Origin of the sequence: Acinetobacter sp. UBA3461, from assembly GCF_002381195.1 — a bacterium.
Taxonomy (GTDB): Bacteria; Pseudomonadota; Gammaproteobacteria; order Pseudomonadales; family Moraxellaceae; genus Acinetobacter; species Acinetobacter schindleri.
Genome location: NZ_DFRO01000024.1, coordinates 52,355 through 75,334 on the forward strand (window position 1 = coordinate 52,355; position 22,980 = coordinate 75,334).

22 protein-coding genes are annotated in these 22,980 nt (G+C 41.2%); 12 read left to right on the forward strand and 10 right to left on the reverse strand.

The genetic code is table 11. The features are described 5' to 3' along the window. The first annotated feature begins 3 nt into the window (after positions 1-3). Positions 4-1,098 (forward strand): fatty acid desaturase family protein, encoded by a 1,095-nt coding sequence (locus B3D47_RS05465; RefSeq protein WP_262478918.1) that lies wholly within the window; start codon positions 4-6, stop codon positions 1,096-1,098. 529 nt (positions 1,099-1,627) lie between these two features. Here B3D47_RS05465 and B3D47_RS05470 read toward each other — a convergent pair. Then, positions 1,628-2,287, reverse strand: coding sequence for an HAD-IB family hydrolase (locus B3D47_RS05470; protein ID WP_286860420.1), 660 nt, complete (start codon positions 2,285-2,287; stop codon positions 1,628-1,630). After that, a complete protein-coding gene (locus B3D47_RS05475; protein ID WP_286860462.1) occupies positions 2,254-3,459 on the reverse strand; it encodes a DUF1615 family protein in 1,206 nt (401 codons plus the stop codon). The genes B3D47_RS05470 and B3D47_RS05475 overlap by 34 nt, the downstream gene beginning before the upstream one ends. 81 nt (positions 3,460-3,540) lie before the next feature. Here B3D47_RS05475 and dusB point away from each other — a divergent pair, with 81 nt between their 5' ends. From dusB to B3D47_RS05490, 3 genes are all read left to right on the forward strand, one after another. Then, positions 3,541-4,566: a tRNA dihydrouridine synthase DusB gene (gene dusB, locus B3D47_RS05480; protein ID WP_004894270.1), complete on the forward strand. Its 1,026-nt coding sequence runs from the start codon at positions 3,541-3,543 to the stop codon at positions 4,564-4,566. 245 nt (positions 4,567-4,811) lie between these two features. Continuing rightward, positions 4,812-5,468: a hypothetical protein gene (locus B3D47_RS05485; RefSeq protein WP_286860426.1), complete on the forward strand. Its 657-nt coding sequence runs from the start codon at positions 4,812-4,814 to the stop codon at positions 5,466-5,468. Between the two features lie 459 nt (positions 5,469-5,927). Further along, entirely contained in the window at positions 5,928-6,599 is a 672-nt protein-coding gene (locus B3D47_RS05490) for a glycine zipper domain-containing protein (protein WP_286860429.1), read from the forward strand. Positions 6,600-6,670: 71 nt separating this feature from the next. On the opposite strand, the gene B3D47_RS05495 is transcribed toward B3D47_RS05490, so the two are convergent. After that, the gene (locus B3D47_RS05495; RefSeq protein WP_286860431.1) at positions 6,671-7,717 is read right to left on the reverse strand and encodes an NAD(P)H-dependent flavin oxidoreductase; all 1,047 of its coding nucleotides are present in this window, start codon (positions 7,715-7,717) and stop codon (positions 6,671-6,673) included. A 205-nt stretch (positions 7,718-7,922) separates the two neighbouring features. On the opposite strand from B3D47_RS05495, the gene B3D47_RS05500 reads away from it, so the two are divergent. From B3D47_RS05500 to B3D47_RS05510, 3 genes are all read left to right on the forward strand, one after another. Continuing rightward, the gene (locus tag B3D47_RS05500; protein WP_004894280.1) at positions 7,923-9,182 is read left to right on the forward strand and encodes a putative DNA modification/repair radical SAM protein; all 1,260 of its coding nucleotides are present in this window, start codon (positions 7,923-7,925) and stop codon (positions 9,180-9,182) included. Next, the gene (locus tag B3D47_RS05505; protein ID WP_286860435.1) at positions 9,182-9,961 is read left to right on the forward strand and encodes a TIGR03915 family putative DNA repair protein; all 780 of its coding nucleotides are present in this window, start codon (positions 9,182-9,184) and stop codon (positions 9,959-9,961) included. Before B3D47_RS05500 ends, B3D47_RS05505 begins: the two co-directional genes overlap by 1 nt. A gap of 66 nt (positions 9,962-10,027) precedes the next feature. Further along, on the forward strand, positions 10,028-10,537 hold the full coding sequence (locus tag B3D47_RS05510; RefSeq protein ID WP_004812548.1) for a hypothetical protein: 510 nt from the start codon (positions 10,028-10,030) through the stop codon (positions 10,535-10,537). A 64-nt stretch (positions 10,538-10,601) separates the two neighbouring features. Here the strand turns inward: B3D47_RS05510 and B3D47_RS05515 are convergent, their stop codons facing one another. The 3 genes from B3D47_RS05515 to metK form a co-directional block, all read right to left on the reverse strand. Then, entirely contained in the window at positions 10,602-11,813 is a 1,212-nt protein-coding gene (locus B3D47_RS05515; RefSeq protein WP_286860438.1) for a YeeE/YedE family protein, read from the reverse strand. Between the two features lie 654 nt (positions 11,814-12,467). Further along, the gene (locus tag B3D47_RS05520; RefSeq protein ID WP_004812551.1) at positions 12,468-12,812 is read right to left on the reverse strand and encodes a hypothetical protein; all 345 of its coding nucleotides are present in this window, start codon (positions 12,810-12,812) and stop codon (positions 12,468-12,470) included. 168 nt (positions 12,813-12,980) lie between these two features. Further along, positions 12,981-14,147, reverse strand: coding sequence for a methionine adenosyltransferase (metK, locus tag B3D47_RS05525; protein ID WP_286860441.1), 1,167 nt, complete (start codon positions 14,145-14,147; stop codon positions 12,981-12,983). Between the two features lie 858 nt (positions 14,148-15,005). Here metK and tkt point away from each other — a divergent pair. From tkt to B3D47_RS05545, 4 genes are all read left to right on the forward strand, one after another. Continuing rightward, positions 15,006-16,994 carry a transketolase gene (gene tkt / locus B3D47_RS05530; RefSeq protein WP_286860444.1) on the forward strand — a complete coding sequence of 663 codons (1,989 nt, stop codon included), beginning with the start codon at positions 15,006-15,008 and terminating at the stop codon, positions 16,992-16,994. A 133-nt stretch (positions 16,995-17,127) separates the two neighbouring features. Then, positions 17,128-17,343, forward strand: a complete 216-nt coding sequence (locus tag B3D47_RS05535) for a hypothetical protein (protein ID WP_004812556.1) — start codon at positions 17,128-17,130, stop codon at positions 17,341-17,343. Between the two features lie 175 nt (positions 17,344-17,518). Further along, positions 17,519-17,974: a GNAT family N-acetyltransferase gene (locus B3D47_RS05540; RefSeq protein WP_286860446.1), complete on the forward strand. Its 456-nt coding sequence runs from the start codon at positions 17,519-17,521 to the stop codon at positions 17,972-17,974. 126 nt (positions 17,975-18,100) lie between these two features. Further along, a complete protein-coding gene (locus tag B3D47_RS05545; RefSeq protein ID WP_286860449.1) occupies positions 18,101-18,688 on the forward strand; it encodes a YceI family protein in 588 nt (195 codons plus the stop codon). A 131-nt stretch (positions 18,689-18,819) separates the two neighbouring features. Here the strand turns inward: B3D47_RS05545 and B3D47_RS05550 are convergent, their stop codons facing one another. Then, positions 18,820-19,536, reverse strand: a complete 717-nt coding sequence (locus tag B3D47_RS05550) for a glutamine amidotransferase (protein ID WP_286860452.1) — start codon at positions 19,534-19,536, stop codon at positions 18,820-18,822. Between the two features lie 234 nt (positions 19,537-19,770). Here B3D47_RS05550 and yfcF point away from each other — a divergent pair, with 234 nt between their 5' ends. After that, on the forward strand, positions 19,771-20,436 hold the full coding sequence (gene yfcF / locus B3D47_RS05555; protein WP_286860454.1) for a glutathione transferase: 666 nt from the start codon (positions 19,771-19,773) through the stop codon (positions 20,434-20,436). 111 nt (positions 20,437-20,547) lie between these two features. On the opposite strand, the gene B3D47_RS05560 is transcribed toward yfcF, so the two are convergent. From B3D47_RS05560 to B3D47_RS05570, 3 genes are all read right to left on the reverse strand, one after another. Beyond that, positions 20,548-21,225 carry a type 1 glutamine amidotransferase domain-containing protein gene (locus tag B3D47_RS05560; RefSeq protein ID WP_286860456.1) on the reverse strand — a complete coding sequence of 226 codons (678 nt, stop codon included), beginning with the start codon at positions 21,223-21,225 and terminating at the stop codon, positions 20,548-20,550. Positions 21,226-21,413: 188 nt separating this feature from the next. Continuing rightward, the gene (locus B3D47_RS05565) at positions 21,414-21,590 is read right to left on the reverse strand and encodes a hypothetical protein (protein WP_286860457.1); all 177 of its coding nucleotides are present in this window, start codon (positions 21,588-21,590) and stop codon (positions 21,414-21,416) included. 222 nt (positions 21,591-21,812) lie between these two features. Beyond that, positions 21,813-22,682 carry an SDR family oxidoreductase gene (locus B3D47_RS05570; RefSeq protein WP_286860459.1) on the reverse strand — a complete coding sequence of 290 codons (870 nt, stop codon included), beginning with the start codon at positions 22,680-22,682 and terminating at the stop codon, positions 21,813-21,815. Positions 22,683-22,980 lie beyond the last annotated feature (298 nt).

A 22,980-nucleotide genomic window follows, 5' to 3' on the forward strand; every position in this document is an offset into this window, starting at 1 on the left:
ACTATGAATATGCCAGTAAAATTTCAGTATTTTAAAAATCCAAAAAACCGTGAACTGACACAGACAGAATTGGACGAACTTGCGCGTGAACTTGATGCGATCAAGCAGGAAGTGCTAGATGACTTGGGCGAGAAAGACGCGAAATATATCCGTCGTGTCTATTCTGCAATTCGTTACTCTTCTATTGCGGGTCGTGCGTTATTGTTCGCAGGCTGGTTCCCTCCAGCATGGATTTTAGGTACAGGTCTGCTTGGTTTTGCCAAAATCATGGAAAATATGGAGTTGGGTCATAATGTCATGCACGGTCAGTACGACTGGATGAATGATCCTAAGATGAATGGCCAGACTTATGAATGGGACATTGTGGGTACTTCTGACAACTGGCGTCAAACCCATAACTTTAAGCATCATACCTATACCAATATTAAAGGTATGGATGATGATATCGGCTATGGTCTGGTTCGTCTGTTCCCTGAACAACGCTGGAAACCGGGTTATTTATTGCAACCGATTTACAGCATTCCATTCTGCCTGTTGTTCCAATGGGGCGTAGCGATTCAAAACCTGGAACTGGGTAAATACTTCAAGGGTCGTAAAACCAAGGAACAGACCAAAGAAGAATGGAAACCAATGCAGCGTAAAATTACCAAACAGCTATTTAAGGACTATGTCTTCTTCCCGTTAATTGCAGGTCCTGCTGCATTGCCGGTGTTTGCTGGTAATATGGTGGCAAATGGTATCCGTAACGTTTGGACATTTAGTATTATTTTCTGTGGTCACTTTACTAAGGATGTTGAAGTATTCCCGAAATCAGTACTGGAAAACGAAAGCCGTGGTCACTGGTATATGCGCCAGATTCGTGGTTCATCGAATCTGACAGGCTCTGAAGCGTTTCATATTCTGACTGGTCATTTGAGCCATCAGATTGAGCACCATTTATACCCAGATGTACCTGCACGTCGTTATCGTCAAATGGCGCCAAAAGTACAGGCAGTCTGTGAGAAATATGGTCTGAACTACAACAATGCCAGTCTGGTGAAACAGTACGGCAGCGTGATCAAGCGTATTGTGAAATATGCTTTTCCATTTAAAAAATAAGTTTAGATGATTTAATAGAAAACCACTTCAATTGAAGTGGTTTTTTTATTCCTTTAATTATATTTTCAGTCTTGAACATGGCTACGTAAAATCCGAATGAGATTGATATAGTTTCCTTTCTTTGCGGCTGAAATGACACGATCGATTTCTTCTTTTTTCCATTTATGCCGACGTGCAGCACAAATAAATTTTGATAGCAAAATAAAAGGATTCTCACCGTATTGGATATATAGATTTCTTATGTATTTGGGGGGATTAAATTGATTCATAGTTACATTGCCTTAATGAAATTAAATCGCTGTACTAGGTTATTTGTGTGAAATGTATCACAATAAATGGCGTGTTATGATATTTATAGACTAAAGTTATAAGTATTAGATTTTATTTATATAAATATGAAAAATTATTATTTAGTCTATTCTGTTTAAAAATTTAAATAACCAGCTTAAATTATCTTTATATTTAATTATGTATCATGAATATTTAATTATAATTTCAACTTGAAAATACATTTATTATTTAAAGAATATTAATTTGAGAGTTTTTTTATAGTATTTAGATTTTCTAATACGGGTAATTTCTTGTCAAAGCCCACCATATAGCTATGCTGCGCTAAACTCAGCATTTCCTTATCTTCCTCGCTATTCCCATAAGCATAAATCATCTCAAAATCTTCAAGATTGATCGCTTCTAAAACGCGTAATTTCTTTTGCAGACAGCTACAGTCGGGTGTTAGATATTTTCCTGTCAATTTTCTATTTTTGATTTCAACTTTGGAACAGAGCAGCTCAATACTTAGAGTATTAGCAATCATTTCCAGATATAGATCAATAGTTGCTGAAACCAGTATAACTTTATGTCCTAACTTTTGATGCATTTTCAGCTGCTCAAACAGAGTAGGGTCAAGATTCCCTAAAATCTTATTCGCGTATTGCAATGCTAAAGGGCAAACTATCTCTACATCAGCATCTTTAAACATAGCTAAATAAAGCTTTGGTCGCATGCGATGGGCAGGATAGAGTTTGAGATAATAAGCAGTAATCCACGGCAGAATTTTCAGACCACGCCAAATAATATGTCGTTTTTTCAGGACATGAAAAATAAACCCTGTAAAGCTGTCATGCGAATACAGGGTGCCATCAAAGTCAAATAAGGCTAGAGCTTGAGGTTTTTGACTTTGCGCATGCATGTTTGATAACGGCCATCTACACGGCTAGCAAACCAGTTGGTATTGTAATCACGACTCAGTTTTGGTCCAGAAATCACCACTTCAGGCATGATGGCATAAAAAGGTTCTTTACCCGTTTGTTCCTGATATAGTTTCGCTACACCACGATAGGTCATGGTGTCTTCAAAATCCTTTTCCTTTTCCTTCTTCAGGTCAGAACGGATCTGACGCTCAGTAATAATGAAATTATGCTTGGCAAATACATTGATTAATTCACGTTCAGACTGACTTTTTTGAGAGCGGATACTGCCATCTTTGCTATATAGTAAGAGATCGCCATCCAGATCCAGTTCGGCTTCAGTCAGATCATTGAGCATGCTCTGGAAGGCCGCATTACGACTGGAATACATGCCTGAATTATAGTCGGCAAAGCGGTAGATCGGTTTATCATAATCTGCCGGATACATCATCAGACGATGAATACCATAATACAGACCGCCATACTGACTATACAGATCGGTACGCAGTTCAGCGATATTGCCACCTTGACGCTTATGCTCCTTGGCATAGCTAATATGCACTTGCATCGAACCTAAAGTCGTAATCGGATTAAGCTTTTCGCCGATGTTTTGACCAAAGAGTTTGGCTGCACCCGTCAGCGCACTCACGTGATAATGTTTGGCCATATAGTCAAATATTTCACGATACAGTTCATCCAGTTCACGTTCAGTTTTAACCTTACGCATCTGGCTGAGATAGTTGTTATCCGGAGTGGGATGATTCTTCAGAACATCCTGGAAATATCCTGCAACTGTTCCACCGATACTTTCACCAAGTTTCTCGGTAAATTTTTCTTCCAGACGGCCTTGAACTTCTTTTACTGCTTTTTCGCCCAGACCAGCAACAGTTGGATTTGCGTGGAAATTAGATTCCTGATCCACCACTGCGACAATGGTACAGATATTCTGTTTAGTCTGGGGAATACCCAGTTGTTCGGTAATATCATAGATATCTTTAGCCCATGAATCACGATTGCTGACACGTGATGGAATCGCTTTAGGTATCTGGTCAGCTTCCATAGTTGGCTCATCAGAAGACCACCAGGAACCATTGCCACAGCCAGCAAGACTTAGGGATAAAGCAAGGACAGACCACGATTTAACAGTAAAAATTCGGTGAAGTGTGTTGTTCATGTTGTCTAAATCAGATTCCAGCAGATGAGCGATCAAGGCAGATGCAGTATACTATGCTCATCAACAAAGTGATGAATTTATATGTATATTGGTCCGTATCAACTATCAAATAATTTGATTGTTGCTCCCATGGCAGGCGTGACAGACCGTCCGTTCCGTACACTATGCAAATATTTTGGTGCAGGTCATGCTGTTAGTGAAATGATGACTTCAGACAAAACCCTGCGCATGAGTAAGAAAAGTTTGTACCGTGCTAATTTCGATGGCGAACTGGCGCCAATTTCTGCACAAATTGCCGGTTCAGATCCGCGTGATCTGGCAGAGGCGGCACGGTATCAGGTTGCGAACGGTGCACAAATTGTTGATATTAATATGGGTTGCCCAGCTAAAAAAGTCTGTAACAAGCTGGCTGGTTCGGCATTACTGCAAGATGAAGATCTGGTTGCACGTATTCTGGATGCCGTTGTTGCTGCAGTCGATGTCCCCGTGACTTTAAAAACCCGTCTGGGTTATTTAAATGGTCAGGAAAATATCATGCGTGTGGCCAAGCGGGCAGAAGAAGCCGGTATTTCGGCCTTGGCATTACATGGCCGTACCCGCGAAGATATGTATTTAAACACAGCGCGCTATTCACTGATTAAAGATGTGAAGGAGATATTGAATATCCCCGTGATTGCGAACGGAGATATCGACAGTCCAGAAAAGGCCAAATATGTACTGGATTATACCGGTGCCGATGCGGTGATGATTGGACGTGCAGCGCAGGGACGTCCATGGATTTTTCGTGAAATCGCACATTATTTAAAGACTGGAGAACAGCTGGCTGCACCAAGTATTGCCGAAGTTAAAGAGGTCTTACTGGGTCACTTGGCTGAACTGTATGAATTTTACGGTGAATATTCTGGCTGCCGAATTTCCCGTAAGCATATTGCCTGGTATACCAAAGGTCTGCGTTCTAGCAATGAGTTCCGTCAGAATATGTATAAGGTGGAAAGTACCGCAGATCAATATAAAGTGGTAGAAGCCTACTTCAATAATCTGCTGGAGCATGGTCAGATCATGAGTGATGTGCAGGTCGAACAGGTTAATCTTCTGGAAACAACCTGATTTTCCACATTACCTGAAATGAATTCCTTCTTAAGGTACTGTTGTTTAAACAGTACCTTTTTAATATCTGTATGCTGCAATACAGCAAGGTGTTTACATGATGGAAATACCTGTACAGAGTTAAGTACTAACTTCACTAAAACCGGACAGGACTTGGACAGTATTAACCTGAATTTTCTCTATGATAAAGGACATGTGCAAGATGAATTTCAATTTTGTCTAAATAAAATCAAGGGAGAATCAGAATGACAAATATTAATCGTCCAGTTTCAGAGATTAATCCAACTACTCAAACCGATCTGGTTGAGGACAATAACGCAATAAAACATGAAGAAGTTGTGAAAATGGATCTTTCAATCGCACAAGGTACTGATCCTAATTTAACTCCAGCAGATACTACAAGAACCCTTGATCCAGATGAGAAAGAGGCTGAAGCTGGAGATCAGGCATTGGCAACCGGTGCCGGGAGTGTGGGTGGAGCGGCCATTGGCGCAACACTCGGTATGGTGGGCGGACCAGGAGGCTCCTTGATTGGCGGAGTCGTTGGCGGAGTACTTGGCGGAATCGCAGGTAAGGATATTTCAACACCAGATCATCCAGACCATGGTATTGAAAATTCCAGTCTATTAGGAGACCATGACAAGTACTGGCGTGAAGAGTATCAAAGCAGACCTTATTATAGTGAAAGCCGTAATGTGCATGGGGATCTGGACTATGATCGCGATTATCGCGGGGCTTACCAACTCGGTTATGAAAACCGTGAACATTATAGTGGTAAAGAATTTAATGAAGCTGAACCTGACTTGCGAAGCAAATGGGAGCAATTCAAAGGTGAATCTCGTTTGACCTGGGAACAGGCTAAATATGCAGTTAAAGATGCATGGGATCGCACAACTCGCTAAATCACACCTTTAGATAAAACCTCTCTACTTCGGAGAGGTTTTATTATTTTTTTACAAATACAAACTTAACCGTTATTTGCTTTACAGCATTAGTCTGAATCCTTCAGATTAAGACTAGCTATTTTTAATACGTCTATTATATCCGAGAAATCTAACAGTCATCATTGAAAATAGGCAAGAGGATAATGTATTTAAAACGACTATTCATGAATAAATATAAAATTGGGAATTTCAAAAAATTATAATTACCTGGTTATAAAAACTATACTTATTTGATGGTTATTCATGCAATTTAGACATGTCTGTTACATCCGTAGTCTACAGGTACATAGCGTAGTATATATTCACTGAAACCGGACAGGACTTGGACAGTGTTAACCTGAATTTTCTCTATTATAAATAAATCAAAGACAAGATGAGATTTCCATCTTGGCTATAAAAGATCAAGGGAGATTTAGAATGACAAATACCAATCGACCAGTTTCAGATATTAACCCAGCTTCACATCGTGATTTGTCTCAAGAACGGACTGATGTATTAAGAGATGATGAAGCATTGAAAAGCAGCCCGACCACTTCAGGCAGTGCACGCCCAGATTTAAATTTACCAGATACCGAAAACCATCGTGTTCCCGATATGAATGAAGCGGGTGATCATCCTGTGGCTACCAGTGCTGGAACCTTAGGTGGCGCTGCAGCAGGTGCGGCGATTGGAGCAGTCGGTGGTCCTGCAGGCGCAGTCGTCGGCGGCCTTGTTGGGGGAGTAGTAGGTGGTCTAGCTGGAAATGAAATGGCAGAATCAGCACGACCTACGCTAGATACACCAGAAGGTATTGCACTTTCAGGTTCAGAAAATTTACAGGACGATGATCACTACTGGCGTGAACAGCATCATCAGACTCCTTATTATAGTGAAAGCCGTAATGTCTATGGTGATCTGGACTATGATCGGGATTATCGTGGCGCATATCGCCTCGGTTATGAAAATCGTGCGCATTATGACGGTAAAGAATTTAATGAAGCTGAGCCTGATTTGCGTACCAAATGGGAACAGGTTAAAGGTGACTCCCGTCTCAATTGGGAAGAAGCCAAGTTTGCAGTGAAAGATGCATGGCATCGTGCGACTCGCTAACTTCTATTACTCATAAAAAAAACCTCTCAATATTGAGAGGTTTTTTTTATTTTAATGAGAAGAAAAACTGCTTATTCTCGATGTTTAATCTCCAGAACCAGCTGGTTAACCAGATCCGAAGCTTCCATTTCGCGTGTTTGTGCGGCGTTTGAGCCAGCCCAGAAAGCACCATAGCCATGATCGCCCTGTTGAACGGCTGCTGCATGTAATTGCTTGGCCAGGTCATAAGTATATGGATAGGCTGGTACATCTAGACGATCCGGGGTGTCGATATCAGTATGCCAGTGATTGATAATGCCACGCGCAGGACGACCAGAAATGCTTGCAGTCACTTGAGTCAATGGTTTAGACAGCAAGGCTTTACGATAGGCTTCATTGGCATTAGAGGTTTTGCACTGTACAAATGCCGTTCCCAGCTGAACGGCTTCAGCACCAAACTCCAGCATCTGTCGTGCCTGATAGCCGTCCATAATGCCCCCAGCGGCTACAATGGGCAAGGAGCAATACTGTTTAATCAGCTTGATTAAATTCGAAGTTTTGACTGAGGCATCAAATTTGGTGCTGAAAATTCCACGGTGCCCACCTGCTTCAATACCTTGAGCAATCACCACATCAATGCCAGCAGCCTCGATCGCGCGTGCTTCAGCCAGATTGGTCGCAGAAACCATGGTGATAATTCCAGCCTCTTTAAGTGCTTGAACCTGATAAGAATGCGGAATACCGAAGTGAAAACTCACCGCTTTCGGACGTGTTTCCAGAACCAGATTCAGGAAATCATCATTGTCCCTAAAGCTTGGATAAATGCATTTCAAGGTTTTGGGTGGTTCTATACCAAACTGGGCAAATTTATCCTTGAACTGATCAATCCAGGCTTGAGCGACAGTGTCATCTAAGTTTTCAGTTTTATGGCAGAAAAAATTGACTTGAAAAGGCTGATCGGTTAGCTCCTGAGTTTTAAGAATCTGTTCACGCGCAGACTGTACGCTACTGGCACCTAATCCTAATGAACCCAAAGCACATTGATTAGAGACTTCAGCGGCCAGCTCAGGTGTGGAGACACCGGCCATGGGTGCTAACAGAATTGGGTGTTTAACGCCTAATTTTTCCAATAAAGACATGGCTTTGCTCCTTGTTATCACCTTACTGTGCCTTCGCCTTAAAAATTAAGCAAATCATATTGGTTATTTTATTTTGAAATATTCGACTATAGTTACATAAGCATTACATTTGCGGCGACACTCATTGTCGCTGTACTGATCGATTGCATAGTAGGTGAAATTCTGCAGTTTTATAATGCTGTTTTAGTTAAATTTTCCTGAACTCATGTCTGATCGTATACGTGAAAAACTACAGATTCTCGCTGATGCTGCCAAATATGATGTGTCCTGTTCATCTAGCGGCAGTAATCGAAAGAATAAAGATAAAGGTCTAGGCAATACCGGCAACGGGATCTGTCATAGCTATACTGAAGATGGCCGTTGTGTTTCCTTGCTAAAAATCCTGTTTTCCAATGTCTGTATTTATGACTGCTCGTATTGCGTTTCACGCCGTTCTAATGATGTAAAACGGGCCGCTTTTACCGTGCAGGAAGTGGTTGATCTGACCATGAACTTCTATCGTCGTAATTATATTGAAGGGCTATTCTTGAGTTCAGGTATCTTTAAGTCTGCCGATTACACCATGGAGCGTATGCTGCAGGTAGTCAAGAAACTGCGGCTGGAAGAAAACTTTAATGGTTATATTCATCTTAAGACCATTCCGGGAGCTTCGCAGGAAATTATTACTGAAGCAGGTCTATATGTGGACCGGATGAGTATCAATCTGGAAATGCCAACAGAAGATGGATTACGAAAATTTGCCCCAGAGAAAACTCATGCTGAAGTACAGAAAGATCTGGGCATTGTGCGTGATCGTCTGATTCAAATGAAAGACGAAAGTAAAATTATCAAGGCTGTACCCAAATTTGTACCGGCAGGCCAGACTACACAAATGGTGGTTGGGGCGCATAGTGAAACGGATCGTGATGTCATTTTGATGGCGGATCGGCATTACAAGGAATTTAAACTAAAGCGTGTGTATTTTTCCGGTTATATCCCGATTAATGCTGAAGAAAAAGCACTACCGGCCGTGGGTTCAGCACCACCATTATTACGTGAAAACAGGCTGTATCAATCTGACTGGTTAATGCGTTTTTATGGTTTTGATGCTGAAGAAATTGTCGATGACCAACATCCGAATCTGGAACTGGATATTGATCCAAAGCTCAGTTGGGCATTGCGTCATCCGGAAGCCTTTCCAGTCGATATTAATCGCGCTGAGTATAAAATGATTCTGCGAGTACCGGGAATCGGAGTGCGTTCAGCCAAGAAAATCGTTCAGGCGCGCCGTTTTGGTCAGATTCATATTGATCAGCTGAAACGTATGGGGGTAGCCTATAACCGTGCGCAACATTTTATCCATTGTGCCGATACACCAAAATTTAAAAAAGAACAGCAGTCTCAACAGATTCGGCAGCAGATATTGCAGTCGGGTTATTCAAAATATCAGCAGCAACTTTCACCTCAACTGGGATTAGGGTTCTGATGGCCTGTTACTGTTTTGATGGCACGATGACAGGACTATTGAGCTGTGTATTTCGTGCTTTTGAATTTCGTGAATTTGAGGTCAGAATTACTGCCAATCCACATGCACAAAATGGTCTGTTTGATGATTTTATTCATGTGGTGTCCAATGATGCGCATGGCCAGCGTGTCTGGCAAGGCTTAAAGCAGAAAGTCGGTTCAGGCAGCTTGAGGGCTTTTTACTATACCTTTTTGGCGGAGCAAGAACAGGCTTTCCAGGTCTTGTTTGACTTTGCGGTATATGTCTTTCAGAGTCAGCGTCCAGTAGATGAAGACTATGGTCATGCTGCGGTATTGGGCATGTCACAATGGGCAAAACAGGTGGGACGTGAAAAGCACCGGATGGAAGCTTTTGTGCGTTTCAAAAAATGTCAGGATGGTTTGTTCTTAAGTTTGATCAAGCCAGATTTTAATGTGCTACCGATTATTAGCAAATACTTCAAGGAACGTTATCAGGATCAGACCTGGCTGATTTATGATGAACAGCGCAAATATGGTATCTACTATGATTTAAAAAATTTACATCAGGTAGAAATGAATGCAGTACAGATAGATCCACAAGTCCGGCTTGGACATAGTCAGTCTTTCAGCGTTGAACTGGATGATGAGGAATTACTCTATGACCAGCTTTGGAAAGACTATTTTCATAGTGTAAATATTCAGGCACGTAAGAATATGAAGCTGCATATTCAATATGTGCCTAAGCGCTATTGGCGATATATGAATGAAAAAGCACTTTGAAACACATGCTTTAGGATTTTCAGGCATAATCAGAGCGCTATTGTTTTTTGATTGAGTGATGTGTTTATGAAGGTATGGCTGAGTACATTGGCGCTAGGCTTGACGTTGACTGCATGTTCGCAAGAACCCGAAAAGGTTGAGGTCGACCCCGCTCAGTATCAGGTTAAAAATGCTCAGGAATTACAGCAACGCTTTGATACCCTCAATCAAAAACTGGCAACTGACTTTAGCCAGTTTAAAAAAGTCGAAAGCATTGCCTTTGCGCATCAGTTCCCTTTAGATGTAAATAACCTGAGAACCTTGAATCAGCATTTGGTCGCAAGCACAGCACTTAAGTCCAGTAAAATGGCCTATTGCGATATGATGAATGGCTATTTTGCCGAGATGTATCGACTGGGACATTACAATCTTAATTTAGTGAATGATATTCAGCTGCCAAATACAGAAAAAGAAGATCTTAAAGCGAATTTCTCAACGGCTGATCAGTTCTATACCTTTATTCTGGATCGATATACCAGCTATCGTCAGGTACAACAAACCATGAACTATGGTTGTAATCTAAAAGCGGCACTATAAATTTTTAAAATTATTCAGTGCATAAAGAAGCCCATCATCAGATGGGCTTCTTTATGCTGGAGTATTAACAGCCGGTCAGTTTTTCTGGCTGAGGTTTTTCGCCCGGGAAGAAAATCGGACGGAGTTTTACCCCAATACCATTCCCCACAAAGGCAAATACCAGCCATAACCAGCCATGTACACTGCCCGAAGCAATACCACTGAAATATGCGCCAATGTTACAACCATAAGCCAAACGTGCGCCGTAGCCGAGCATCAAGCCACCAATGACTGCTGCCAGTAATGAACTTTTTGGAATATTGAAATTGGGTGCAAATTTACCTGCCAGACTTGCAGCAAGCAGGGCGCCAAGCATGATGCCAAAGTTCATCATCGACGTGATGTCAAACCACAGTGATTCTGATAATGCTTTAGCATTGCCTGGTTGCTGCCAATATGCCCAAGAAGCAACATCTACACCTACGAAACTTGCCGATTTCGCTGCCCAAACGGCAAGGGCAGAAGTTACCCCCCATGGACGTCCAGCCAGTGCCAAAGTCGCAAAGTTAAGCAGGGTTAAAATGATACCGCCCCAGATCAATGGCCATGGACCACGAAGAAAGCGTTTCCAGCCTTGATACTGGCTTTGTGGTTCAGCTTCCAGACTGCCATGGCGTTTCTTTTCGAGAAACACAGTCGCAGCGGCAATAACTGCAAATACTAGAAAGCTGAGTAACAGTGCAGGCACTACCCCGAAGCTTTTCACAATCGAAATTGGTGCCAGATGTGGCAGATTAAACCACCAGTCGAGATGAGACGTTGCAATCAGCGAACCTGCACAGAAGAAGAACAGAGTTACCAGCATACGCGCACTACCACCACCAACGGTATAGAGCGTACCTGATGCACAGCCGCCACCGAGCTGCATGCCAATACCGAAAATAAAGGCACCAATCATGACTGACATGGAAACGGGATTAACATTGCCTTTGACAGGATTACCGAACAACTCACCGGCACCAAGGGCGGGAAAGAAAAGCAATACTGCCAGAGCGAGCATAATCATTTGCGCGCGTAACCCACGACCGCGGCGTTCCTTGATAAACACACGCCAGCTAGAAGTAAAACCAAAAGAGGCATGGTACAGGGTCATACCCAAGGCGCCACCGACCAGGAATAAAAGCGCCTGATTCAGCCCTACGATTTGATAGGCACCGACCGTACCTAAAGCAAGTAAAATAAATGATACCCAAACCGATATATTAGATCGGTTTGAGGATGCAGCAATCACTGACATAGGAGAGATAAAATATCAAAAAATAAAGTGTGTCATTTTACAGGCCTGTTTTTTCAAAGCGAGTCCAAAACCTAGAATTTACATTCCAATATCTGATTCTTCATATCAATTTAATTTATATTAAATCAGATTGATGTGAAAGAGCGAGATATTCCAGTAAAGGAACAACATGGCAGCGATACGAACAAAGGGAATATATTAACTGGCACTTAGCTTTGACGTCTTGGTAAAATAAGCTGGTAATCGCGTCTAAAATTGTCAGTGAAAACATACCTACAATTATTGCGGCAGCTGAGATCAGTTGCTTAAGCCTGAGCAAGATTTAAGACGTGGGAAATAATGTTCTTAGAGAAAAGACAAGGGGAGCTGATCTGCTAGCCTCTAAAGACTTAGCGAAAATATTGACATGAATACTAATCTTATCCTAAGCATAGCCCGGGGCTTCAATGCATAATAGTCCAGCTATATTGCAAATTCACGCCAGTTCTTGAGTAATCACACATAATATAAATCCAGATCAATTGGCTGAGTCCGGCTGCAGGATTCACTTTTCCAGGTATCAAATCTGAAAAGATAGATGAGAGAATAAAAAAGCCTGCAAAATGCAGGCTTTTTAAGGCACTGGAGCCTTGAAAAAGAATTAATTAACCAGAATTAATTTTCAGCTTCTTGGCGTACTTTTGCTGCGCCTTCTTCAACTGAACCTGCAACAGATGCTGTTGCATCTTTGGCTGCTTCTTTAGCACGTTGGGCTGCAGCTTCAGCACTTGCAGCAGCTCTATCTGTTGCTTCCGCCGTATTTGCTGCTGCATTATCCAGAGCTTGGTCGGTTTCAGCTGCAGCTTCGCGGCTCGCATCTTCCATATCATGACCTGCCTGTTCTGCAGCATTTTCCAGGTGCTCACCTGTAGTTGCGCCAGTTTCAGGTTGTTTTTCCTTGCTACAGCCTACAAGTGCCACAGTTGTCGCCAAACCTAAAGCAATAAGAAGTTTATTCATTGTGTTATATCCTTTTGTTGTCATAGATCACTGATATAAAAATATTATCGGAATCACGTGCTTCAGAATGCTACAAAATGTGGCGTTCGTGTAAATGTTGTCAACCATTTTATAAACTATTGAAAACAAAAAAGCCTGCTCGAAGGCAGGCTTTTTAAGCAAGAAAAATTACAGACCAGCAGAAGCACGTAATGCTTCAACCTTATCTGTTTTTTCCCAAGTAAATGCAGTATCTGAACCTTCACGACCGAAGTGACCATAAGCTGCTGTTTGCTTATACATTGGCTGGATCAGGTTTAGCATACGGGTAATACCATATGGACGCAGATCGAAGTGCTCACGAACCAATTGAACGATCAACTCGTCAGATACTTTACCGGTATTAAAGGTATTGATTGAAATAGAAGTTGGCTCAGCCACACCAATTGCATAAGACACCTGAATTTCACATTTATCAGCAAGTCCAGCAGCAACGATATTTTTCGCTACATAACGACCTGCATAAGCAGCAGAACGGTCAACTTTCGATGGATCTTTACCAGAGAATGCACCACCACCATGACGCGCCATACCACCGTAAGTATCTACAATAATTTTACGGCCAGTCAGACCACAGTCACCTACAGGACCACCGATTACGAACATACCGGTCGGGTTGATGTGGAATTTGGTTTCTGCATGGAACATTTCAGATGGAATGATTTTCTTCACGATTTCTTCAATCACAGCTTCTTTTAGGTTCGCTTGTGAAATTTCAGGATCATGTTGAGTTGAAAGGACCACTGCATCTAAACGTACCGGCATGCCATTTTCATAAGCGAAAGTTACCTGGCTTTTCGCATCTGGGCGTAACCATGGCAATGAGCCATTACGACGTAATTCAGCCTGCTTTTCCATTAGGCGGTGTGCATAAGAAATTGGCGCAGGCATTAATACGTCAGTTTCACGGCTGGCATAACCAAACATCAGGCCCTGGTCACCGGCACCTTGATCTTCTGGCTTTTGACGGTCTACACCCTGAGCAATTTCAGGAGACTGTTTACCGATCATGTTGATCACGGCACAGGTTGAACCATCAAAGCCAAGATCAGAATGATGATAACCAATGCCATTTACGGTTTGACGTACGATCGCTTCAAAGTCGACGTTTGCAGTTGTTGTGATTTCACCGGCAAGTACAACCGCACCCGTTTTTACAAGCGTTTCACAAGCAACCCGCGCATATGGGTCTTCTTTTAAGATTGCATCCAAAATAGCATCACTGATTTGGTCAGCCATTTTATCTGGATGGCCTTCGCTTACAGATTCCGAGGTAAATACAGCGTACTCGCGCATAAGTCCTATCACAGTTAAATTTAAAGACCCGATATGTTACATCGTGTTGCGTCGAAGGACTAGGTTTGAACGGTAAAATTGGCTGAAATTGTTTCAATTTAATTTGTTTTTATTTGAATATTAGTATTTGAAAAACTGATATACCGCTTATATCAGTGGCTTTTGCTTATGTTTTGCTCAAGAAAAATCTGGCAGCTTTTTTTGGTCATTTTTTGTAGCAGCAGAGCTAGGCTTCTTATACCTTAGATTAATTTTTCCAAAGAAGAAGCAATCTTATTGTTTGAAAATGCATTTTACTGTCGCAAACCACTCCATCAATCGTGATGATTTAAGCTAAGGTTAATGAGCTAAAAACTTTATTAATCTGATCGGCGCATAATATATAGAAGAATTGCATCAAGACTTTGATCTAAAATTTATAAAATTTCATTGCATGTATAAGCCTACAGACTAGGCCTTATTTACTGAAAACGAAGAAGAGGGCAAAAGGTAAAATACAGCAGCGAGCTTTAGTTTATTTTTAGTCCTGCCGATGAGGGAAATAATTTGAATCAATAAAAGCCATATATGTATATTTAAGTGGCTGACCTTTTCAAGAGAATAATAAAAATTTGATAGAAGGGAACTCGCTTGTAAAACATAAGAAAATTAGGGTTTTTATTGTGATGAAAATTGAGTATTAATCGGTGCCTGTACTTAAAAGTGTAGATTAAATGTACGTTGACCAATCTAAACAACAATAAAGTGATAAATATTGTAGGCTGGTCTTTACCCCTCGCTGTTTTTTTAAGACAATATGCAGCAGTTTTGAAAGTCTTTTCATCATTTTCTATTTCTGAATTATTTGGACACTGATTTATGACAACCCCGCTTAATGAACGTCGTGTTGCAAACGCAATTCGTGTATTGGCAATGGATGCTGTGCAAAAAGCAAACTCAGGACATCCAGGTGCTCCAATGGGGATGGCAGACATCGCTGATGTGGTTTGGCGCGAATTTTTAAGCCATAACCCGACTAACCCGAATTGGGCGAACCGCGACCGTTTTGTATTGTCGAACGGTCACGGCTCAATGCTGCAATATGCACTTCTTCATTTAACGGGCTATGATCTTTCAATCGAAGATTTGAAATCATTCCGTCAATTGCATTCTAAAACTCCAGGTCACCCGGAATTGGGCTATGCACCTGGTATTGAAACCACTACTGGTCCATTAGGCCAGGGTATTGCCAATGCTGTAGGTTTTGCACTGGCTGAAAAAACGCTTGCTGCGCAATTCAACAAAGACGATATTCAAGTTGTTGATCACTTTACTTACTGCTTCCTGGGCGATGGCTGCTTGATGGAGGGTGTTTCTCATGAAGCATGTTCATTAGCGGGTACTTTGGGTCTAGGCAAGCTGATCGTTTACTATGATGATAACGGCATTTCGATCGATGGCGAAGTTGAAGGCTGGTTCTCTGACGATACAGAGCAACGTTTCAAATCTTATGGCTGGCAGGTCATCAAAGTTGATGGTCATGATGCGGATGCAATCCGTCAAGCGACTGTAGAAGCGAAAGCTGAAGCGAACAAACCAACCATCATCATGTGTAAAACAGTGATTGGTTTAGGTTCACCAAACAAACAGGGTAAAGAAGACTGTCATGGTGCGCCTTTAGGTAATGATGAAATCGTATTGACTCGTGAAGCGCTTGGCTGGTCAGACGAAGCATTTGTTATTCCTGCTGAAGTTTATGCAGCATGGGATGCCAAAGAAAAAGGTTCACAAGCTGAAGCAGCCTGGAATGAAACTTTTGCCGCTTATGCAGCAAAATACCCAACTGAAGCAGCTGAATTAAAACGCCGTATTTCTGGTGATCTTCCAGCTGACTTTGTTGCAAAAGCAGATGCTTACATTGCTGAAGTAAATGCAAAAGAAGAAACGATTGCGACACGTAAAGCAAGCCAAAATACGTTGCAAGCACTTGTGCCTTCTTTGCCTGAAGTGCTTGGCGGTTCTGCTGACCTTGCAGGCTCTAACCTGACTTTATGGAAAGGTGCGCAAGGCGTACAAGACAATCCGGCAGGTAACTACGTACACTATGGCGTACGTGAGTTTGGTATGACTGCAATTGCCAATGGTGTAGCACTACACGGTGGTTTCATTCCGTATGTAGCAACATTCCTGATGTTTATGGAATATGCACGTAATGCAGTGCGTATGTCTGCTCTGATGAAACAGCGCGTAATTCATGTTTATACGCATGACTCAATCGGTCTGGGTGAAGATGGCCCAACGCACCAACCGGTTGAACAAATCGCATCTTTACGTGGTACACCAAACCTGAATACATGGCGTCCATGTGACACTGTTGAAGCAGCGATTTCCTGGAAATCTGCTTTAATGCGTTCAGAAGGTCCAACAGCGTTAATTTTCTCTCGTCAAAACTTGCCATTCCAGACCCGTACTCAAGCACAAATCGAGAACGCTGCGAAAGGCGGTTATGTACTGGCTGAAGAAAAAGGCGAATTGAAAGCGATCATTATTGCAACGGGTTCAGAAGTATCTCTGGCAATGGAAGCGTATGCGCAACTTGAAGGTGTACGTGTCGTCTCTATGCCATGTGCTGAAGAATTCATGAAGCAAGATGCTGCTTACCGTGAAGCAGTTCTACCTGCAGCGATTCGCGCACGTGTAGCGGTGGAAGCTGCACATGTGGATTACTGGTGGAAATTTGTAGGTCTTGACGGTCGTGTGATTGGTATGACCACTTATGGTGAATCTGCACCTGCGAAAGATCTGTTCCAGTTCTTCGGTATTACCACTGAAGCAGTTGTAGCAGCTGTAAAAGAGATTACTGCTTAATCAACTGATTAAACAGTTTTTAAAGGACGCCCCAGTTTTGGGGCGTCTTTTGTTTTTTCACTTTTTAGTGTTGTTTTCATGTGGCAACTGCTAAAAAGTTCTCCCATAGTCGAAATGAAAGAGTGAGATGAACATGAGCTTGTATGAACAAATTAACGATGAAATTACTTTAATGGATGCAGGCGAACAGAAATGGATCGGGCAGGATCTGCCTCTTGAAGCAATGATGGCAGTTGAGCTGTTACTTCAGGATCTGGCTGCTGAAAAAATTATTAAAGTGCGTCGTAAAAACCATGAAAAACATTCTGGTTTAAAGCAGATTGACCGTATTCTGGTGGAAAAGCTTTAAAGTTGAAGACTTAAATAGCCCCACATGGGGCTTTTTTTGTACAAAAATAATCATCTGTATGAGTCATAGATATATTTTAAAAATTGGTATGAGTAATAATAAAAAATATCTTATCTTAATCATCAAAATAGCCTAAGCTAATTGAATCTATTTGAAATACAAGAATCGTATAAAAATGATGATACAAGACCAGATTCAAATTGAGTCTCTAGAACATATTACACAGCAGGAGTGGCTGCCATTATGGTTGGATTACCAGAATTTTTATCAGACTCAGCTCAGTGAAGAGGTAAATCAGCATACCTGGCAAAGGCTTACTGATCTTGCATTCGACAATATGTATGGATTCGCAGCGATTCTGAATCAGCAGGTCGTTGGCATTGTACATGTCATTCAACATGACAGCTGCTGGACTTTAACGCCGTATGCCTATTTGCAAGATCTTTATACGCATATTGATTTTCGAGGGCGGGGTGTGGCACGAGCCTTGATTGAGAAAGTATATATAGATGCCAAACAGCGTGGATGTGATCGAGTGTATTGGTTAACTCATGAGAGCAATCGACAAGCACAGCAGCTCTATGATCAGGTTGCCAAGAAAACCGGTTTTATTCAATATAAGATGACTTAATATCGACAAAGTCATCATGCTTACAATTTTACCGTTCCATGCATGCAACAAATCGTTCTATCTTTAGCGGTGCAAATAATTCTAATTAAGCTAGATTAGAACCTATTCAAAACAGAGGGTTATGATATGAAATTCAAGACATTGGCTTTGGGCCTGACTTTGGCTTCAGTAGCAACATTTTCTATGGCGAAGCCGGTTGCGTATACCATTGATCCAGGCCATACCGCGACTGTATTTAGCTGGAGTCACTTTGGTTTTTCGACACCATCTGCGAACTTTAGTGATATTCAGGGCACGATTACGGTTGATAATGAAAAGCCTGCTAACTCATCAGTAAATGTAACTATTCCGGTATCGAGTATTAATACCAATGTTAAAGCACTGGATGAGCATATTCAAAAAGCAGAATTCTTTGATGTAGAGAAATATCCAAACATCACGTTTAAAAGTACCAAGGTTCAGGCTTTAGGTAAAAACAAATATAAAATCACCGGTGATTTGACTATAAAAGGTGTAACCAAGCTAGTTGTGCTGGATGCAGTATTAAATAAACAGGCTGTTCATCCAATGACAAAACTGCAAACAATTGGCTTCAATGCGACCACGTCATTTAACCGTTCAGCTTTCAATGTTGGCGCTTATGTGCCAAATGTCGGTGATAAAATTACTGTAAACATTACCACTGAAGCATCTGTACCCGCTGCGAAAAAATAAGAAAAGACAAATTTAAAAAGCACCCTGTAGGGTGCTTTTTTATAGATGAAAATTAAGCTTTGCTAGAAATTAGTAGATAGCTAATCTGAAAGAATATCCTTTTATCACCCACTTAATTTGAAGAATAAAAATTAGCTGGTTTGAATATGCTTGAGAAATTCTTGAAGGATGGATACCGATACAGCTTCTAAAGCAGCAGCATATTGCTGATTGTCGGCACGTAAGGCTGCAATGTCGATATTCGCGTGACGCAGCTCACAGGTATGGCCAATCAGCCATTTCTCCAGACGCTCAGCTTCCACTTCAGCATGAAATTGCAGTGCCAGAATATTGCTGCCAATCCGGAAAGCCTGATTTGGATAGACCGCAGAACTTGCCAGAAGCTCAGCCTCTGTGGGCAGGTTGAAAGTATCTCCATGCCAATGTAATACTTCAAGATTTTCCAGATTTTTTAGTGGATTATTCTCTACAGATGCAAGGCTAAGCTTGGACCAACCAATCTCTTTGCTATGACCTGCATACACTTTTGCTCCTAATGCATGCGCAATAAGCTGTGCACCTAAACAAATTCCTAAAGTCGGCAAATTTTGCTGTAAACGAACTTTCAGTAAGTCTATTTCCTGCTGTAAGAAAGGATAGTCTTCAGTTTCATAAACGCCGATTGGACCACCTAAAATCACCGTCAGACCTGTATGTTCAAATGCCTGGGTCAGGTCATCGACCCCTGCTTCAAAATAACGTACGCGTAGGCCGAGCTGATAGAAAGTATCTTCCCACGCGCCAAGGTCTTCAAAGGCAAGATGCTGGATGGCATAGACCGTGTCTGGAAATTCGTCAAAATTAAGCATGATGGTGACTGATCAAAAGAAATGATTTAATTTAACTTGAATCATATGACTTGGAAAGCTGAATGCAGCTCAATGAGCTCCTCCATTTAGCAGTGGCTTGGTTGCAATTGCTTAAACTCTGTAAAGATACTCCGCTATTGTTCACTTCAGTTTGGGTATAACTTGGAACTTGATGACCGTATGCAATCCCATAGTTTTATATACTGATAACAACTCCATTAGGGGAGCCATGCTATGCAAAGTCTAAGCCTTTATATTGATCGTAAAAGATTAAGTCCCTATGCCATGTCGGTTTTTGTGGCCCTTAGAGAAAAACATGTCGATTTTAAAGAGATTAAAATCGATCTGGATAAGGATGAAAATAAATCAGATACCTATCTAAGAATCTGTAAAACTGGAAAAATTCCCTGCTTATCTGTGGATGGCTGGTCAATTTTTGAATCCATGGCAATCACTGAATTTCTGGATGAGCTTTTTCCAGCACCTGATTATCCGGCTCTTTATCCGACAGATATTCGGGCGCGTGCTAAATGTCGGGCGGTTCAGGCATTGCTTAAATCTGATTTTAGTCTGATATGTCAAAATATGCCTTCAACAGGTATCTTTCAGCCATTACCAGAACCCTATGTTCCAGACCGGCATACCCAGGTGGAAATTGATCGATTAACCAGAGTAAGTGAGGCTTTGATTGGCGATCAATGGTTAAGTTCACAATGGAGTATTGCAGATTTTGATTTAGCCTTCATGCTACATCGATTATTGAGTTTTAAAGTTCCTATTTCTGAAAGACTTTATAGCTATGTCATGCGGAATTTTCAGCGCGAATCTGTGCATGTTTGGTTTAAATTAAGAGAACTGGAACGAGGTACATGGGATCCATCACCATTTGATGTACCGTGAGTTGAGAAAAACTTTCAGGGTTGATGGATTTAAGTCATGATTTAATTGTTTAAATAACTCCTGAATTGAGCAGAAATCAGGAGTTATTTATTCATGGGCATCTTCAGGATATTATTTTAATAAATCTAACAGGGCATCCGCTGTTGCTGCAGATGATGCTGGATTTTGTCCGGTAATCAGTAAGCCATCCTGCTGCACATGAACTTGCCAATCATCAGCTTTGGAATAGTTCCCGCCATTTTCCTTCAGCATATCTTCGACCAGGAATGGAACAATATTCGTCAGGCCGACTCCCTCTTCTTCGGTATTACTAAAACCAGTCACTGATTTGCCTGACACAATTGAGTGGCCTTCACTATCTTTTACCTTTTTCAGTACTCCCGGCGCGTGACAGACCAGTGCGACAGGCTTATTGGATTGCAAGGTTTCTTCAATTAAATGAATTGAAGTGTAGTCATTGGCTAAATCCCATAACGGACCATGTCCACCTGGATAGAATACGGCATCAAACGCATCTGCATTTACTTCGCTTAATTTATGGGTATTGGCTAAAGCACGCATGGCAGTTTCATCTGCTTCAAAACGTCTGGTTGCTTCAGTTTGGGCATCTTCAGCACTGCTTTTAGGATCAAGCGGCGGGTGACCACCCTGGGGGGAGGTTAAAGTGATTTCGGCTCCCGCATCAATGAATCGATAATATGGGGCAGCCAGTTCCTCTAGCCAGAAACCGGTTTTTTCGCCTGTGTCACCAAGTTGATCATGAGAGGTCAGAACAATCAAAATTTTCATATGTTTACCTAAGATTATGTCAGATTTAAAATTTAATAAGTAAAATTATTGGATAGATGGATAGGAGAAAAATTGCCATCGTTAAACTGGAAACTTAAATTTAAAACAGCTTGGATTTGATATTTTGTGGTAATCCTTAAAACAAATGTTTTAAACACCTACATATATGAAATGTTTTAAAAAAATCATTATGATTGATCAGAACTTTTCTTTTTCTTTCCACCACCATCCTGTTTATTGACTGTAGACCAGGCAATACGTTCAGCCTCTTCTTCAGAACGTCCTTGTTCTTTCTCAGTTTCTTCAATGTGTTTACCTTGCCGTTTCTGTTTTTCCGTATAGGCAGATTTATCACCTCTAGGCATAGTCTGATCCTCACATGCGGTCTAATATGGGAATGACTATAACAAGGACTTGATTTAGGCAAAGTAAGCTTCTGTCAGGATTTGTTTGAATTGTTTTATAGGTTATTAAATGACTGGAGCATTTATATCTAACTTATTTTTAGTTCTAAAGATGAAGTCAATTTTAAAATCTTAATTTTGAACAGGATAATAACCCTAGAGCCATTATCCTAAAGCTTTTATTTAGCCATTAACAATGCTGCCACCATTTACGTGGATCACCTGACCCGAGATATAGCTGGCTTCTTCACTAGCCAGAAATAAATAGGCTGGAGCGACTTCACTTGGCTGTCCCATACGGCCCATCGGTGTCTGCTTACCAAACTCTTTTAAGGTTTCTTCATCAAAACTACTTGGAATAAGTGGGGTCCAGATCGGGCCGGGTGCAACCCCGTTAACACGAATACCTGTCTTGTTTTTCAGCAAATTGGTCGAAAGACTACGGGTAAACGTGGTAATTGCACCCTTAGTGCTAGAGTAGTCGATCAGTTCATCATGTCCGTGATAGCTAGTAATACTAGTGGTATTAATAATACTGTCACCTGCCTGCATATGTGGGAGAACTGCCTGAGTTAAATGAAACATACTCAGAATGTTGGTGTTAAAGGTTTTATATAGCTGTTCAGGAGAGATATCGGTAATACTTTTCTGCGGATATTGTACTCCTGCATTATTTACCAGAATATTAATTGTCTTGAATTCCTGAATAGTCTGTTTTACCAGATCTTGAATTTCTTCTGGTTGCTGCAAGTCACATTTGATCAGTAGACAGCGCTGTCCTTCTGCTTCAACCATTTTCTTTGTATATTTTGCATCCTGATCTTCATCCAGATAGCAAATCGCGATATCCGCTCCTTCACGGGCAAACAGGACAGATACCGAACGGCCAATCCCACTATCTCCACCGGTAATGAGAGCAACTTTGCCTTTTAATTTCTCGCTACCTTTATAGTGAGGTTTAATGATCTCTGGCTCTGGGTTCATTGCAGTCTGAACACCAGGCTGATGGTCTTGTGTTTCGGTTGAATTTGGGGTTTCAGGGTAATTATTCATATATTTTCAGGTCCATTGTTTAGTGTAATGACAGAAAAATATATTAGGGAGATTTTCCAGAAATAGGCTAAGACCTGACATTTCATAACAGAATCTATGCAGGAGATTGCATTTGTTGAATTAGGTTTACATTTGAAGATTTACATAAATATATTTAAGGTAAATTAAATATTTTAATGTTTAATTTACTATATTGAATTAAATTTTAAGATTATCTTAAGATAATAAATGGATTTAGACTTAAGTCTATTATTTTTATTAAAATAAAGATCTTTATATAAATAAAAGATAATAATTA